The sequence below is a fragment of the Actinomyces sp. Z5 genome (assembly GCF_003287795.1).
Classification (GTDB): Bacteria; Actinomycetota; Actinomycetes; order Actinomycetales; family Actinomycetaceae; genus Actinomyces; species Actinomyces glycerinitolerans.
The window spans coordinates 1-15155 of the sequence record NZ_QMIN01000026.1 but is presented as its reverse complement, the minus strand read 5'-3'; the positions used below and the strand labels follow the sequence as shown (position 1 = coordinate 15155).

The window sequence follows — 15155 nt, the reverse complement described above, 5'->3', positions numbered from 1 at the left end:
GCCCTATTGGGCTAGTGCCCGACCCGGCATCGGCATCCGGAGTCAGTCGGAGGCCTCGATGCGCGCCGCCTCAACCAGGTCCTGCGCCACCGCGCCGGAGCCGTCCTCGCCGTCTTCCTGCCCCGACAGGCCCGGCGCGTCCTGCGTGTCGGGGGCAATCACCCCCTCATCCTGAAGGTAGTACCACCACAGCGGCGCAGCCCAAGCGCGAGGTTGTCCAAGCGCGGCGGCCGTGAGATGCCGGGCAACCGCTGCCCGGCCGGCCTCGACGTCGTCGGGGGAGCCGAACCACCACGGCCCGTCGTTCAGATCCTCCGCCCCGTATCCGAGCTCGGTCAGCGCCGTGCGCTTGTCGCCCACCACCCGTCCCAGAGCGTCCAGGACGCGCCGGGCGCCGGAACCCAGAGGGTGCCACTGCGGGTAGACGGACAGCCCCACGACGTCGGTCAGCTCCGTCAGTTCCTCCCCCAGGTTGACCGCGGCCCAGGACATGACCGACTCCGTGGCCGTGCCCTGCCCCAGCTGGTAGTACAGGGTGAGCAGCCGGGGGGCGGAGGCCGTCGCCGGGTCGGCAGCCAGGGCGCGGGCCGCCTGCAGGGTCCGTTCAACGGCATCGGAGCCGGCCCACTCCCCTGCGAGCTCGTTGCCGATCTCCCAGGCGTCGGCGTCGGGGAACGCGGCGATGAGCGCAGCGATCCGCCGCGTCCAGGCGGCCTCGTCAAAGTCGACGAGTGCCTGGGAGTCGCAGATCTGCACCATGACCTGGGCGCCTGCCTCGTGCAGCTCGGTGACGCACCGCCGCCACCCGTCCATCTCATCGACCGCGTCGGTGTCCTCGACGACGATCCGCACCAGCACCGTCCGGCCCGCACCTTCCAGGCGGGACACGGCCTGTGCAGACCGTCCCGATGCAGGAGCAGCCGTAAAAGTCACGCCCAACATCGCGTCTTCGGGCCCCAGCCCGGAGGCGGCCTCGTCCTGAGCGAGTTGCGCCGCGGTTGCCGCCTCCAGGGCGGAGTTGGCACTGATGGCGCGCTCGGCGGGGGCCGCCGCGGCATCGCACTCCTGCAAGGCCCGGGCGGTCCGGGTGCGGAGCACGTCCACCTCCCGCGCCTCACTGCCGGTGGCCCGCATCCGCGTCTGGACATCCTCCTGCGCCTCGTGCAGGCCGCGGGCGGCGAGCTCGGCCAGGGCATAGTGCCCGGGGCCGGGCAGGTCCACCAACAGCGCCGAGTAGCCGTGACTAGTCGGCCAGGACAGATTCAGGCAAGCGGTGCGCCCTGCGGGCAGTTGGACAGCAGCGCTGGCCTCGGCGTGCCTTTGCAGGGGCGCCAGTTCGATGAGTTCAAGCGTTTCGGCGTCGAGCAGGGCGTCGTCGCGAGCGTCCTCGCCGCCCCCGTTGGTCTGCACCTCCAGCACACCGTCGAAGTCCAGCAGCTCGCCGTCGGCCCCGGCGATATCAAGCAACACCAGGCCGCCCGTGCCCCGGGTGGAGCCGGTTGGTGCGGTGGGGTCTCGGGGCGCCGCCAGTTGTCGCACACGCGCCAGGACCGCCGCAACAATGGTGGCTGCGGCGGCTATGAACAGGCCGATGACGCGGCGCCGGCTCAGCGGTGGCCGCCGCGCCGGCTCCCGGGAACCGTCGGTATCGCGGTTCCCGGGGCCGTCGCGGACGCCATCATCTCCGGCAGTCATCTGCGGTCCGTGTCATCTCAGTTCGGTGGCGGGTACGAAGGTATAGCCCTCCGCGCGGACGCCCTCGACGATCTCCTGCAAGAGCGAGACGTCGTAGTAGGGGTGGAAGAAGAAGCTGGCTGTGGCGTGGGTGTTCACCAGGTTCGCGTGCGCCGCGGCCACGATGTCCGCGGGCAGGCGCGGCGGGTGCTGGTTGTAGGACTCCAGTTCCACATTGCCCAGGTTCTCCGGCAGCACATGGCTGCCGTAGGGGTCATTGACGGCGTAGGGGAAGAACTGCCCGAAGTAGTCGAAGCTTCCGCCGGTTCCGCCGGTCAGTAGGCCAGCGTGCAGGAGCTCGCGCTCGTAGCGCACCTGATAGACCTGGTTAATGCCGTTGTAGGCGGCGGCCGTGGCCGCGTAGTGGGGCGTTTCGAATACCGTCGGCTCGGGCAGACCGACCTGGGTGAAGACGGCTCTGCCCTCCAGCACCCGCTGGGTGGCCCAGGCGGTGCCGGTGCCGGGCAGGTCGCCGCCGATCTGTACCCAGGAGTCGTTGGCGCAGGCAACCGCCGGCGCGGTGTTGTCGTTTGAGTCGGTGCACCAGGAGCGGATGAACTCGAAGTCGTCCGTGCTCACCGCGTTGTACGGGTTGCTCAAGTCGGAGAACTGGTGGCGGGTGCCGTGCTGGATCAAAGTGCCGCCATTGGCGACGGCGTAGGCAAGCACTTCGACCAATTCCGGATTGTCCGCCAGGGTGATGGTTTCGGGGACCGAGTCGTTGTAGACCCCGCCCGGGTCGGTGTACACGGGCACGACGGCGATCTGGAACGGGACCCCCGCCCCGACCAGGTAGTCGACGATGGTGCGCAGCTCAGTGCCCGTCGTGGCGGGGCTGACATCCTCGATGCGTACAGCCGCCTGCCGGATGGTGGCCGCCCCGGGTTGGAGGATGTCGAGCACGATGTCTGCGGCGGCCAGGTAGCGGTCTCGCTCCGAGAGGTAGGACAGGGGGATCTCGCCGATGTAGGTGAGGTTTCCGGACTTCAGTGCCCACGGGAAGGAGCTGCCGGTCGACTGCGCAATGGACGCGCAGTCGGTCGCCGTGCCCGCCGCGTCGGAGCAGTTGGCGGCCCCCAGGACTGTGACCTGCTCCGGGTTGGTGATCCGGGGGGCGAGGATGCCGCCGGTGTTGAGGGCGTTGCGGGCTAGATTCTGCCCGTTGTAGGCGATGCTGGTGACAGTGTCGGTGGAGTCTATGTACGAACTGGCCGCGTCCCAGCCATACCGGGTGGTGAAGGTGGCGCGATCCTGGGTGTCGGCTGCCAGCTGCCAGATGTTGAAGCCGGACCACAGCACGGGCACGTCACCGGTGAGGACGTCCTCGATGAAGGCCCGGGGCAACGGCTCGTCATAAGTGGATCCGGAATAGATGACCGCCGTGAAAGAGCCGGCCAGGCCGGCGACATAGTCGGTCACCGGCATGGCCGTCACCGTGCCCGAGTGAGAGGCCAGCATGCCCATGCCTAAAGCGTAGTACTCGCCCAGGTGCGCGTACTCACCGGTCGAGTCGAACAGCACCAGAGTGCGGGCCGGGCCGGCCTGTTCGGTTGAGAATGTGCGTGCCGACGCCGGCAGGGCGACGTTGGCCGGCAGGTCGCGTATCTCGGCGTCCGCGTCGGCGGCCTTGACCGGCCGGGCTAGCTCCGCCTCGTCGACGACGCCTGCGGCCACCAGCGGCAGAGTCTGGTCGGCGGCCGCCACGGGCTCCGGCGGCGCCTCGACCGCCGCCTCCTGGGTGATGTCGACCGGGATTATGGCAGGTTCGGTCTCGGCCGCTACGGCGGTCACGGCGGGGCCAGTGGTGGCTGGTACCAGCAGGGCTGCCACCAGCATCAGGCCGAGGACGGTGCTGCGGCGCCGATTCAGGAATCTGGGAAGCACTCAGTTCTCCTTGGTGATGGGAATGTTTCTTTCAGGGGTGAAGTCCGGCACACGCTCGCCCACACCGGCCAACGCTGCCATGGCGGCGATGACGCGGGCGCACGCCCGCCCATCGCCGTACGGGTTGGCGGCATTCGCCATGCGCGCGTGAGCATCGGCGTCGTCCAGCAGGGTGCCGACCGCTTCGACAATCGTCTCCTCGTCGGTGCCGACGAGTCGGGCCACCCCGAAGCTGACGGCCTCCGGGCGCTCGGTGTTCTCCCGCATGACTAGGACCGGCTTGGACAGGGCCGGCGCCTCCTCCTGCACACCACCGGAATCGGTGAGCACCAGGTGGGCACGGTTCATGAGAGTGCAGAACTGCCCATATTCAAGCGGCTCGGTGACGACCACATTGTCCAATCCCTCGATATGCGGCAGGATTGCCGCCCGCACCTTGGGGTTGCGGTGGGCGGGCAGCACGATGAGGTCGTCGGGGTGCGCGCGTGCCACGCGGGCGACCGCGCGACCTATTGCCTGCATCGGCGACCCCCATGACTCACGGCGGTGCGCGGTCACCAGCACCACTCGTCGACTGGTATCGGCCGTGGCATCAGCCAGGGCGGGATCAGTGAACGGCACCGGCCTGGCCACGGCGTCCAGTAATGCATCAATGACGGTGTTGCCGGTGACTACGACGTCTGCGGGATCGGTGTTCTCCCGCAGCAGGTTTTCGCGGGCCAGCGCGGTAGGGCACAGGTGCAGGGAGGCAACCCGTGTCAGCAGCCGCCGGTTGGCCTCCTCGGGGTATGGGGAGGCGATGGATCCGGTGCGCAGCCCGGCCTCCACATGCGCCACCGGCACCTGGTGGTAGAACCCCGCCAAGCCGGCGGCGAATGCGGAGGTGGTGTCTCCCTGGACCGCCAACAGATCGGGGCTGAGCTGCTCAATGGCGCGCTCCACCCCCTCCAGTGTCCCCACGGTTACCTGCGTCAGGCTCTGGCCGGGGCGGTGGATGTCGAGATCCACGTTCGGGATGATGCCGAAGAAGTCATTGACCTGATCGAGCATTTCGCGATGCTGGCCGGTGACGACGACTACCGGCTCGAAACGCTCGTCGTGCTGCAGGGCGCGCACCAGTGGGGCCATCTTGATGGCCTCGGGCCGGGTTCCGTACACCAGCATCACGCGTGGGCGGGCACCCGCCGCAGTGGTGGCCAAGGTGTTTTGCATGTGTCTCCTCAGGGGTTTCAAGGGTATGGATGAGACTGGCCTTGCGGATGTAATAGCTGCTCAGGGCTTGGTTGGCGTGATCGTCACGTCGACGTCGGCGTCTTCGGTGTAGGCGGCCGCAGTACCGGACCGGTAGGGGTAGTCGGTGTCGGTCACGGAAACCAGATGCTCGCCGTCCACCGTGATGGCAGCGGTCATTTTGCCGCTTGCGGTGGTGTCAATGGTGATGTCCACGTGGTGCTCCCGACCGACGGCGAAGCGTGGAGTGTTGCCGGAGGCCAGGAACTGCTGTTTGCCGGGGTAGGCGGGATTCTGTTTGGACACCTCCCACCCGTTGGGTTTGAGCACGAGCGCATAGAAATGGTCATTGTCCTGATAGCTCCATATCAGCCAGGCGACCTCCCAAGGATTTGGGGTGCTGCCCCGCCGGAGCTGCCTGCGGGTGAACATATTCGCCTCGAAGGTCGTGACCCGTCCCGGGGCCACGCTGACTTCGCGTGAGACGGCCAGTCCCGCGTGGGTCTCGTCCGCCGCGGAGGCGGAAGCAGGCCTGAGGCTCACCGTCTTGCCGCTGCACGACGCCGAGCCGTACCCGTCGAACACCAGGTCCCAGGCCGTGCAGTTCATTTCCTCACCCCTGACGAGCCCGGCAGCGGTAAGGGTCGCTGCCATAACAATCGCTAACACCGCTGCGGACAGCTTGCGCGGGCGGCGTCGCCGAGACCTTCCAGCGGTGTCGGTCATGGTTGGGCCTCCTGAGTGACTACTTCGGGTGCGGAACCGTGCTCCGCCTCACGGGATGTCTTGGCCCAGCCGGACCTGCCCAAGAACTCACGCGCCAGCGCTCGCCAGCCGAAGACTCCTGCGAGCAGGCCGTAGAGCACGAAGACGTGGCACCATGCCACGCAGCGCACAGGCCCAGCGCCCTCTTCGCGCGCATACAGCCAATACACCAGGGCATACAGGTATGACGGCCCGAAGGCCAGCAGATATGTACCGGGCACCCACGACCACTGCTGAGGCACACCGCGAATCACATTGATAATGCACAGCGTCAGCATCAGCAGGAATGAGACAACCATCAGGGAGCCGACGAGCAGCAGGTAGGGACTCAATACCTGCCACAGGGTATCCGCACGGGCGCGGCCCCGTAGGTGCCGGGCGATGAAGCCCAGCAGGTTACGGGCCTGCAGATTGCCCTGGAACCAGCGGGTGCGCTGGCGAATCAGCCGCCGCAGGGAGGTGACGCCCTCCTGATGCACTGCGGCGTCGCCCCTGAACTCGTTGATCCATCCGGTGCCGTTGAGCCGGATTCCCAGGTCGAAGTCTTCCGTCAGGGACCGCGTCCAGGGACTCCTTCCCAGCGCGTTCAGCGCGGCCAGCCGCACGAACTGGGCGTTTCCCCCCATGCCGACGCTCCGCATGCGGCGGCGCCCCTGCTGAAAGATCGACGTGAAGGTGACAAACTCGATGTCCTGCATCCGGGCCAACAACGAACCGCCGCGGTTGGAGATGCGCACGCCGAGCTGGACGGCACCCACGGTCTGGTCGCGGAAGGCGCCGCGCACCACGTCCCAGGCGGTGGGGTCGAGGTGCCCGTCGGCGTCGACTACGCCTACTATGACGTGCTCGGGATCGATGTCCCGGTATCGCTCACGAACGATCTCCACAGCGTGGTTAAGTGCCTCGCCCTTTCCTTGCCGGGCGTTGGGCGGATCGCGTCGCAGCAACGCGACGCGCGGGTCGGCGATGGTGCTCACGATCTCGCTCGTCGCATCATCCGACCCGTCGTCGACCACCAGGACGTGCAGCGCCGGATTGGGGTCCTCCAGCAGACGCGCCACCGATGGCCCGATCACTGCGGCCTCGTTGAGGCAGGGCATCAGCACCACGATCTGCAGTGGTGTTCCAACCGGATGCGGTAACGGCGGTGACATGCGCTCCCGTTGCCCGGCGCGCCTGCGCCTCCCGGCCAGGGTATAGGCACCACACGCCAGCACCAGCATGTAGGTCAGCGCCACCACCACCATGCAGACGGCGGCCCAGAATCCGACCGCGTCCAGAGCGGCCGCGAGGCCTTCGTTGGCGATGACCCGACTGAACTGATCCCGACTCATGCCGCAGCCGCTCCCGGCTCGCGGGGTTGGCCGATGCCTTCGGGGGTCTGCGTTGTCGGCGCCCCGCTCGCGTCGGCAACGCGGGCTCGGCGGTACGCGAGGGATCCGTAAAGATTGAGAGCAAGAAACAACAGGGCGATCACCAGGAAACCGAAGCCCGACAAATCGAGCGACACACGGGCGAGGACTTGCAATCCTCCAGGAAACCCGCCGGAATCCGAGCAGCCCACACCGGGCGCAAACAGTAGAAAGGGCATGCTAACTCATTCAGGGACAGGGACCAGGGAGCAGCACACAAGCGATGTCAGGTTGACCTCGTGTACTTACCTGAACAAGGTAACACAGTTCAGCCGGGAATACCGTCGCGAACGCTCACCAATACCACAGATGTGCGGCATCTCCTATTTGCTAGTCACCCCGTTGAATGAGGCAACCTGGATTCATGCAAGCGAAACCTGAATTGGTGTCCGCCAATTTAGAACCCTCAATTCAACATCACTAATTCAGCACCGCCGGGCGCGGGCCGCCTCACTGTGTGCGGGCAGGTTCTCGGACTCGGCCAGCGCGGTCAGCGGCGCGGTCATCGCGGCCAGTGCATCGGCGTCGTAGTTGATGAGTTGAACCGGCTTGAGGTAGGCCATGACGTTCAGTCCGGCGGCGAAGCGGGCGGTGCCACCGGTGGGCAGGACGTGGTTGGAGCCGGCCAGGTAGTCGCCCAACGGGACCGGCGAGTAGGGGCCGACGAAGATGGCGCCCGCGTTGTGAATACGGCGGGCGACGGCGGCGGCGTCGACCGTCTGGATCTCCAGGTGCTCGGCCGCGTAGGCGTCCGCGACGGCAATTGCCTGCTCCAAATCCCGCACCACGACGATCGCCGACTGCCTGCCGGTCAAGGCGGTGTGGGCGCGCTCCCGGTGACGGGTGGCGTCCAGGCGACGGGCCAGCGCGGTGTCCACGGCGTCGGCCAGGGCGGGAGAATCGGTGATCAGCACCGAGCCGGCGTTAGGGTCGTGCTCGGCCTGCGAGAGCAGGTCGGCGGCGACGTATTCCGGGTTGGCGCCGGAGTCGGCGACGATGGCGATCTCGGTGGGGCCGGCCTCGGCGTCGATGCCGACGGCGCCGCGCACCGCCCGCTTGGCGGCGGCCACATACACGTTTCCGGGCCCGGCCACGACGTCGACCGGCTCGCACAGGATGCGCCCGTCGCCGCCGCCGGCCAGGGAGTCGGCGCGATCGACGTCGTCAGCCGCCTCGGCGCCGTAGGCGAACATGGCGATGGCCTGGGCACCGCCTACCGCATAGACCTCGGTGATGCCCAGCAGCGCACAGGCCGCGAGCACGGTGGGGTGGGGCAGGCCGTCGAAATCCGCCTGGGGCGGGGAGGCCAGGGCGATCTGCTCCACACCCGCCACCTGCGCGGCGACCGCGTTCATCACCACGGAGCTGGGGTAGACGGCCAGGCCGCCGGGTGCGTACAGGCCCACCCGGCGTACGGGGATCCAGCGCTGGATGACGTGCCCTCCCGGGATGATCTCGGTGTCGCGCTCGACTGGCAGCTGGGCGACGTGCCCGGCACGGTTGTGGGCGATGGCCAGTTCCAGGGCATCGCGCACCTGCGGGTCCAGCCCGTCCAGGGCCGCCTGCAGGGCCGACGCGGGCACCCGCAGGTGGGCCGGACGCACGTGGTCGAAGCGCTCCGCGGCGTCTCGCAGCGCGGCGGCGCCACGCTCACGCACGTCGGCGATGGTGGGAGCCACGGCCACCAGCGCGGCGGCGACATCCTGGTCGGCACGCGGCAGGGCCGCCGCCAGTTCCCCGGCGGTCAGGTTCGAGTCACGCAGGTCGATGCGGTTCAGCAGCATGGTGAGAGCCTACCGGCTCCGGTAGCGGCGGGTGCGCACGTCATCAATGACGCCGGACCAGTTCAGGCCGAACCCGAAGGCGTAGGCGTGCCCGGCGGCGTCGGTGTAGGCCGCGTAGTCGAAGGGCAGGTCCTCGCAGTGCGCCTCGACGGCCTCCATGGATGCCGGCAGCGTGATCGGCAGCAGCCCCCTGGGCTCGAAATCGCCGGCCAGCAGCTCCCACACGGCCCGCTGCTGCACGCCGAAGTCCACCACGATGGCGTCTGCGTAGGGCTCAAGCTCGGCCAGCACGGCCGGGTTGTGCAAGCGCACCACCACGACGACGGGCCGGTCCCCCATCGACTCGCGGGCGGTGATGACCGCATCCAAGTCGGTGGCGTTGGCGGCCCGGTTGGTCTTGCCGCGGTAGGCGCGGTCCCCGGTTTCACGGAAGTCGCCGGCGGCCAGGGAGCGGGGGCGGGCCGTGGCGGCGGTGTAGGGGCAGTACTGGAGCGTGAGCGGCAGGTAGCCGTTGCCGCCGGCGTCACGGTCCGCCGTCGAGTACGGGTTGGAAAGGGGCGACTCGATGAAGACGACGGCGGCGTTGGCCTCCTGCGGGGTGTCGGCCCGCATGTAGGGCGAGGCGGCGGCGTCGAAGGGGTCGATGTCCCGGGCGGGCTCGCCGCCGCGCATGAAGCCGGGCTGGGCGTCCACATGACGCGTGGGCACCCACACGCGGTGCACGTCGGTGCCCAGCGGCAGCACGGGCGCGGCATCGTCTGCGGCGTCGTCGGAAACGGCTACGGCGCTACGGTTCTTGAGCAGCACCAGGCTGTCACGCTGGGCGGCGCGGGCGGCGGCGGTGAAGGGCTCGCAGCCGACGACGGCGGTGGATCCGGCCGGGTCGAGGTAGGGGTTCTCAAACAGTCCGGCGCGGAAGAAGACCCGCAGCAGGCGCGAGGCGGAGGCCTCGAAGCGGGCGCGGGCCGTGGCCTCGCCGTCGCGGGCGACGATACGGCGGTAGGCCTCGATGATCGGGGCGGCCTCACTGTTGCCACCGAACTGGTCCACGCCGTTGTCGATGGCCAGCTGGTGGCGGCCCGCCACATCCAGGTCCTCCACGCCGTAGCAGCGCTGACCGAAGTGGTCGATCTCCGGGTCGGGATCGGCGGTGATGCCCCAGTCGGTGCACACCACGCCGTCGAAGCCGTGGCCCTCGCGCAGCAGGTCGTGGACGATGGCGCGGTTGTAGGCGTTGGCCCGCGGCGGCGTCGGAGCGCCTTCGCCGTTGAGCACCTTCCCGTCGGGGGTGCGGTAATGCCAGGAGATCGTGTAATAGGGCATGACGGCGCCTGCCGATCCGGTGGGGCCGTCCAGGTGGAAGGCGGCGTCGAAGGAGCGCACGTGCTCGGACTCGTTGCCGCCGGGGTAGACGGCGAACTTGCCGAATCCGTAGTGGGCGTCGCGGCCGCCCTCACCGGTGCCGCCGCCGGGCCAGTGCTTGACCATGGTTGACACCGACGCGCCGCCCCAGCCGGGGTCGGCGTAGGAGACGGCCGTCGGCGGCAGGTCGGCGTGGCCCGGAGTCAGGCCGAAGGCGGCGCCGGTGCCGTCGGGAGTGGTCTGCATGCCGTCGCAGTAGGCGCGGGTGTAGTCGGCCACCAGGCCGGAGTGCGGCCCCCAGGTGTCCTGCAGCCGCATCCAGCGGGGGTCGGTGGCGATGTCGATCTGGGGGCCGAGCGCCGTGGTGATGCCCAGGGCCCGGTACTCGCGGGAGATGATGGCGGCGTACTCGGCCACCCGGTCGGGCTCGAACAGGGCGGCCATGCCCAATCCCTCCGGCCAGCGGGACACATCGGCGGCGGAGGTGGCGAACTCGGCGCCGGAGGCCTCCGCGGCACCGTTGCGCGGGTCGGTTGAGGTGTTCACCGGGATGCCCAGCGGTTCGGACTCCGCGAGCGCCTGCATGGCGTTGTTCCAGCGGGCGGCGGTATCCGCATCCTGGAGGGTGAAGACGAGCACGTGACGTACGTGGTCGGCGGTGAGCATGGCGCGCTGCTGGTCGGTCAGTGCCCAGGCGGGTACGCCGGCCTCCGGGTAGGGGCGGCCGCCGTAGGTGCCGGCGAAGGGGCCGACGCCGGGGTTGGGGACCGGCTGGTGGGGCGAGTAGAGCATGAGCCCGGCGATCGCCTCCAGGCTCATCCGGGAGGCGAGGTCGGCGGCGCGCGCGGCGGCGGGCAGCCGCCAGTCCTCGTAGGGCAGCAGCGTCCCGGTGCGGGCCAGGTCCTTGAACAGGCGGCCGTCGACCTCGATCACGGGGGCTGAGGTGACCCCCAGGGTGGGGCCGTCGTCCTGCGGGTAGAGCGTGACGGCGGGCTCGGCGTCGACGGGGACGTCGGAGTGGGAGTCGGGATTTGAGCCGGTCGTTGGGGTGGTCACGGAAGCTCCTTCTTCGGGCGACGACGCGCGGGCGCTGGGGCAAGCATCGCACGAGCGCCCAGGGTTGCGCCGTCTTTCCACAGGCCGGGCGACAGACACCTGAGCACGGGGTTATCCACAAGCGCCGGACAATCGTGTCGTATGCCGGCGTTACCGTGAGTGCGTCTCCGGAGACCGGACGGCAGGCGCCGCTGCGTATCCATTGCAGGGTCCTATGTCCGGTCCCGACCGTTCCGACCTGAGGTGCCCAATGCGCAATTCCCTCCGTTCTCCGCGTTCTCCGCTCCCCTCGCGCCCGGTTTGGCGTGACCATGTCCACTGGATCGGCTACACGCTGGCTGCGATCGCAGTGTGGGTATTCATGTCCACAGCCCTGTTCCCGGCGTGGAGAGCCGAGACGGAAGACGGCGGCCAGCTCCTGCTCATACTGGCCGCCCCTCCGCTGTTCCTGTTCCTGGTGTGGCAGGCGATGAGCCGGTTTGGGCGTTGCACCTGGCGGCACTGGCGTGCCTACCGCTTCGCGCATGGACACCCCACGCGCCGCGAGGCGCGGATGCTGGCGATGGTGCATGACCATCAGATGGCGATTGAGCATGCACGGGCGGTGGCCACGGACCTGGCAACGACACAGTCTTTGGACCTCGGCCCGGCCTGGGACGTCAATCTCAATCACGGCGAGCGAATCCTGTTCAACGGCTCCGCGCACTACTCCCGGTTCTACGGCCAGGAGGTCACCTACTGGGAGTCGAGCGCCTTCTTCTCCGGCTCTCCCCTGTTCGTAGTCGCCGGCCTGGGTGCGACGGCGCTGGGAAACCGCGCACGTCGCAATGCTGCCCTGCGTCAGGCCGCCGCCCAATGGCGCGAGGGGCAGATGACCAGATGCTTGGTGACCGATCAGCGCATTCTCATTCATCATCTTGACGGCAGGTGGCTGTCCTTCTGGTTCAGCGGTGCCGTGGGCATCTATCCCGCTCTGAATGAGGACACCCTGATCCTGGAGTTTGACGATACCTCACCACTGCGGGTGCAGGGCCCAGCCAGCCTGATCGCCTCGGTGAGCGCGATTTGGACCGCGCACGGCGTCCAGGGGCTGTTGCGGCACCCGGCGCTGGAGCCGATCCGGTAGCGGGCCGCGGTGTTCGACTCCTCGTACAGCCAAACCATTCGCCCCCTACGCTACCGTCATGAGACTCGCCAACCCGAACTCCGCTTCCGCGGGCGCCCTGACCGACTCCCAGCTGGACCGCGTTGAGGGCGTGCTGCTGGCGCAGGCGGTCGGCGATGTCATGGGGGTGCCCTACGAACCGGGCGAGGTGCCCCTGGAGGGTCCCGCGCAGTTGCTCGGCGGCGGCTTCGGCGACTATGCACCGGGCGAGTGGAGCGACGACACTCAGATGTCCCTGTACATCGCCGAGATTACGGCCACGGGCGCGGACCTGACCGAGGACGCGGCCCTAGATGAGATTGCGCGCGGCTGGTGCCGTTGGGTGACCGTTGACGGCGCCACCGATGTGGGAGCCCAGACCCGCGCGGTGATCGACGCCGTCGCCGACACCGCTGCTGCGCCGGGAATCGCCGCCCGGATGCGGGCAGCCGCCGCGGACCTGCATGCGCGCACCGGCCGGACGGCGGGCAATGGTGCTCTGATGCGCAACGGGGTCGTGGGCCTGACCCGCCTGGGCGACCGCAGTGCGACGGCCGCCGCCGCCCGAGCGGTCGCCGAGCTGACGCACGCCGATCCCCTGGCCGGGGACGCCTGCGTGATTCAGGCCGAGATGATCCGTGCCAACGTGATGGCACCGGCGTGGCAGGGGATGCCGTATTTCGGGGCCAACGCCTTGGCGACCCTGGACCTGATTCCCGCCGAGCGTCGCGAGTACTGGCATGACCTGTTCGACGGCGGGATTCTGGACGCGGACCACTACCAGGCCCCGCCGGCCGGCGACGGCTTCGCGGTGCACGCACTCGGACACGCGACACTCGCCTTCATCTTCGCCAACCGCGCCGGCCACCGCTCCGCGGCGGCCATGAGCGGTGACCGCGGGGAGGTGGCGCGCGTCTGGATGAATCTGCTGTTGGACCGGGCGGTGCAGGCCAGCCAGGACAAGGACACGGTCGGGGCCATAACCGGTGCGATCGCGGGCAGCTACCTGGGTGCTAGCGCGCTTGACCCGCAGTGGGTCGCGGCCGTGCACGGCCTGCCGCGTCGCAGTGACGGCACCGACCGCACGGCCGCCGACCTGCGCGCCCTGGCCCGGGCCACCGCCACGGCCGGGCTGAACCGTTAAGGCACTCCATTTGCATTCAGCCAGCTCGCTATCCGCTGCCACTCGACTCGCCCCGCAGCAACCTCCACCACGCGGTCATAGGCCTCGTCGTCATCGACGTCCAGTTCCACGCCGTTGAGTCCCAGGAAAACGACCGTGCAGAGCCACCCGAGCCGTTTATTCCCATCGACCAACGCGTGGTTACGAACAACCGATTCCAGGAGGACAGCCGCCTTCGCCGCCAAAGTCGGGTATGCGTCGTGTCCGTAAAGAGTGGTCGTTGGCCGCTGCGCTGCGGCGGCCAACAAACCCAGATCCCGTACCTCCCGCACGCCGAGGTCGGCTGCGAGTGCAAGTAGGTCTTCCAAATCGAGGAAACGTACCCTCACTCACCGAGCCTCCGCAGGAGATCGGCGTAACGGGTCCGAGTCTGCTCGGAAAGCTCGGCCAGCCGTTCCTGATGCAGGTGGCGCTCGGCCGTCTCCACAATCGCGCGCGCAGCGGCCTCCTGCTTAGAGATGTTCTGCGCCGCGGCCAACTCTCTGAGAAGTCGATCCTGGCGCTCGTTCAGCCGCAGAGTCATAGCCACTCAAGAATGATACCAGTTTGGTGGCAGGATCCAGGTGCTGCCGAGAGGCCGGCCCTTATCATCCTCCGCCCCCAGCCGGCGCATCCCGCCGATCGACGATGTGCACGGGCCCCTGCAGGCCGCACTCCCGCAGGGCGGCGTCGAGTTCCTCCACCAGGGCCTCGATGCTGGTCAGCCCCGCCGCCACCTCCGCATGGTCGATCCACAGCGCTGCCACTCCCCCGATCTCGGGCACCGGCTCAATGACGAAGCGCTCCGCGGCCGCCTCCTGGAACAGTTCCAGATCCTCGGAAGGGCCGTATACGACCGTCTGCGCAGATGGAGGCGCCTCGGGACCGTTGCCGAACAGCGGATCGTGCAACCTCACCTCCACGAACACGGTGCCGTCCGCCGCCTCCGGCCGTCGCGTGCCGAGGCGACGCGGCCGACCGCGCTCGCCCGCACGTGGCTCGGGCAGCCCGGTGCCCGCGTAGGCGAAGGCGCGCAATCCTGCGGCGTTGAGGGCGTCCGCGAGTGCCGCCAGGCGCGCGTCCGCCAGGCCGTCGACGTCGGCCAGGAGCAGCCAGTCGGCTTCGGGTGTAGCCCGATTCAGGCGAAACCCGGCCCGCCGCGCGGTTGCGGCCACCTGCGCCGTCGCGTCGAGGGGAAAGACGCGCACGAAGGCGGTGTGCGGACCGGCCCGGGTTACCAGCGCCGTCGGCAGGACCAGCCCGGTATCGAACAGGTAGGGCACGCCCGGCATGGAGCGGGACGTCATGCCGTCACCGGCGGACGGGTCGGCACGCCCATCGGCGGACTGCGGATCGGCTGGATGCGGATCGGAAGTGGGCTCGGTCATATGCGGAAGATATCCAGGAGGTACGACACGAATTCGGCGGGCTTACCGGAGACTCGGCGAGTGCCGGGAGTCGCCGAGCTACGCGAGCGGGACACGATATTGCCGCCGAGCTGTCCACCGGTGTACGCCGGGAGACTTCCACCGCGCGAGCCGTCACCCACAGTGAACGTTCACAATTCGTGGCCGGTCCCACTATCATGGCGCCCATGGGCCCGGCCGGGCGCGACGTCGCAC

Annotated in this window: 13 protein-coding genes; 2 read left to right on the top strand and 11 right to left on the bottom strand. The window is 68.8% G+C overall.

Annotated elements, in window-relative coordinates; translation table 11 throughout:
- Positions 1-42 precede the first annotated feature (42 nt).
- From DRB06_RS02885 to DRB06_RS02855, 8 genes are all read right to left on the bottom strand, one after another.
- Positions 43-1695 (bottom strand): Tat pathway signal sequence, encoded by a 1653-nt coding sequence (locus DRB06_RS02885; RefSeq protein ID WP_111819093.1) that lies wholly within the window; start codon positions 1693-1695, stop codon positions 43-45.
- A 12-nt stretch (positions 1696-1707) separates the two neighbouring features.
- Entirely contained in the window at positions 1708-3618 is a 1911-nt protein-coding gene (locus tag DRB06_RS02880; RefSeq protein WP_309300321.1) for a DUF2334 domain-containing protein, read from the bottom strand.
- Positions 3619-4830 (bottom strand): non-hydrolyzing UDP-N-acetylglucosamine 2-epimerase, encoded by a 1212-nt coding sequence (gene wecB / locus DRB06_RS02875; protein ID WP_258522124.1) that lies wholly within the window; start codon positions 4828-4830, stop codon positions 3619-3621.
- A 60-nt stretch (positions 4831-4890) separates the two neighbouring features.
- Entirely contained in the window at positions 4891-5574 is a 684-nt protein-coding gene (locus tag DRB06_RS02870) for a hypothetical protein (RefSeq protein WP_073333129.1), read from the bottom strand.
- Positions 5571-6947, bottom strand: a complete 1377-nt coding sequence (locus DRB06_RS02865) for a glycosyltransferase (RefSeq protein ID WP_111819092.1) — start codon at positions 6945-6947, stop codon at positions 5571-5573. Before DRB06_RS02865 ends, DRB06_RS02870 begins: the two co-directional genes overlap by 4 nt.
- Complete coding sequence (locus DRB06_RS15740; protein ID WP_108967626.1) at positions 6944-7204, bottom strand: hypothetical protein; 261 nt, start codon at positions 7202-7204, stop codon at positions 6944-6946. Before DRB06_RS15740 ends, DRB06_RS02865 begins: the two co-directional genes overlap by 4 nt.
- Positions 7205-7450: 246 nt before the next feature.
- Positions 7451-8806 (bottom strand): histidinol dehydrogenase, encoded by a 1356-nt coding sequence (hisD, locus tag DRB06_RS02860; RefSeq protein ID WP_073333284.1) that lies wholly within the window; start codon positions 8804-8806, stop codon positions 7451-7453.
- Between the two features lie 12 nt (positions 8807-8818).
- Positions 8819-11227, bottom strand: a complete 2409-nt coding sequence (locus DRB06_RS02855; protein WP_258522122.1) for a glycoside hydrolase family 3 N-terminal domain-containing protein — start codon at positions 11225-11227, stop codon at positions 8819-8821.
- 361 nt (positions 11228-11588) lie between these two features.
- Here DRB06_RS02855 and DRB06_RS02850 point away from each other — a divergent pair, with 361 nt between their 5' ends.
- Entirely contained in the window at positions 11589-12353 is a 765-nt protein-coding gene (locus tag DRB06_RS02850; RefSeq protein ID WP_139240998.1) for a hypothetical protein, read from the top strand.
- Positions 12354-12411: 58 nt separating this feature from the next.
- Positions 12412-13515, top strand: coding sequence for an ADP-ribosylglycohydrolase family protein (locus DRB06_RS02845; protein ID WP_111819091.1), 1104 nt, complete (start codon positions 12412-12414; stop codon positions 13513-13515).
- Here DRB06_RS02845 and DRB06_RS02840 read toward each other — a convergent pair.
- Genes DRB06_RS02840 through DRB06_RS02830 form a run of 3 tightly spaced genes read right to left on the bottom strand, consistent with a single transcriptional unit; the run spans position 13512 to position 14921 of the window.
- Entirely contained in the window at positions 13512-13883 is a 372-nt protein-coding gene (locus tag DRB06_RS02840) for a type II toxin-antitoxin system death-on-curing family toxin (RefSeq protein ID WP_111819090.1), read from the bottom strand. The two genes, DRB06_RS02845 and DRB06_RS02840, sit on opposite strands and share 4 nt — an antisense overlap.
- On the bottom strand, positions 13880-14083 hold the full coding sequence (locus tag DRB06_RS02835; RefSeq protein ID WP_073333116.1) for a CopG family transcriptional regulator: 204 nt from the start codon (positions 14081-14083) through the stop codon (positions 13880-13882). Before DRB06_RS02835 ends, DRB06_RS02840 begins: the two co-directional genes overlap by 4 nt.
- Before the next feature lie 58 nt (positions 14084-14141).
- Entirely contained in the window at positions 14142-14921 is a 780-nt protein-coding gene (locus tag DRB06_RS02830; RefSeq protein ID WP_111819089.1) for a hypothetical protein, read from the bottom strand.
- Positions 14922-15155: the final 234 nt, after the last annotated feature.

Bases quoted from the DNA above. Each gene is read 5' to 3' on its own strand.
- DRB06_RS02870 (WP_073333129.1), bottom strand. From the start codon at position 5,574: ATGACCGACACCGCTGGAAGGTCTCGGCGACGCCGCCCGCGCAAGCTG.
- DRB06_RS02845 (WP_111819091.1), top strand. From the start codon at position 12,412: ATGAGACTCGCCAACCCGAACTCCGCTTCCGCGGGCGCCCTGACCGAC.
- wecB (WP_258522124.1), bottom strand. From the start codon at position 4,830: ATGCAAAACACCTTGGCCACCACTGCGGCGGGTGCCCGCCCACGCGTG.
- DRB06_RS02885 (WP_111819093.1), bottom strand. From the start codon at position 1,695: ATGACTGCCGGAGATGATGGCGTCCGCGACGGCCCCGGGAACCGCGAT.
- DRB06_RS02850 (WP_139240998.1), top strand. From the start codon at position 11,589: ATGTCCACAGCCCTGTTCCCGGCGTGGAGAGCCGAGACGGAAGACGGC.
- DRB06_RS02830 (WP_111819089.1), bottom strand. From the start codon at position 14,921: ATGACCGAGCCCACTTCCGATCCGCATCCAGCCGATCCGCAGTCCGCC.
- DRB06_RS15740 (WP_108967626.1), bottom strand. From the start codon at position 7,204: ATGCCCTTTCTACTGTTTGCGCCCGGTGTGGGCTGCTCGGATTCCGGC.
- DRB06_RS02865 (WP_111819092.1), bottom strand. From the start codon at position 6,947: ATGAGTCGGGATCAGTTCAGTCGGGTCATCGCCAACGAAGGCCTCGCG.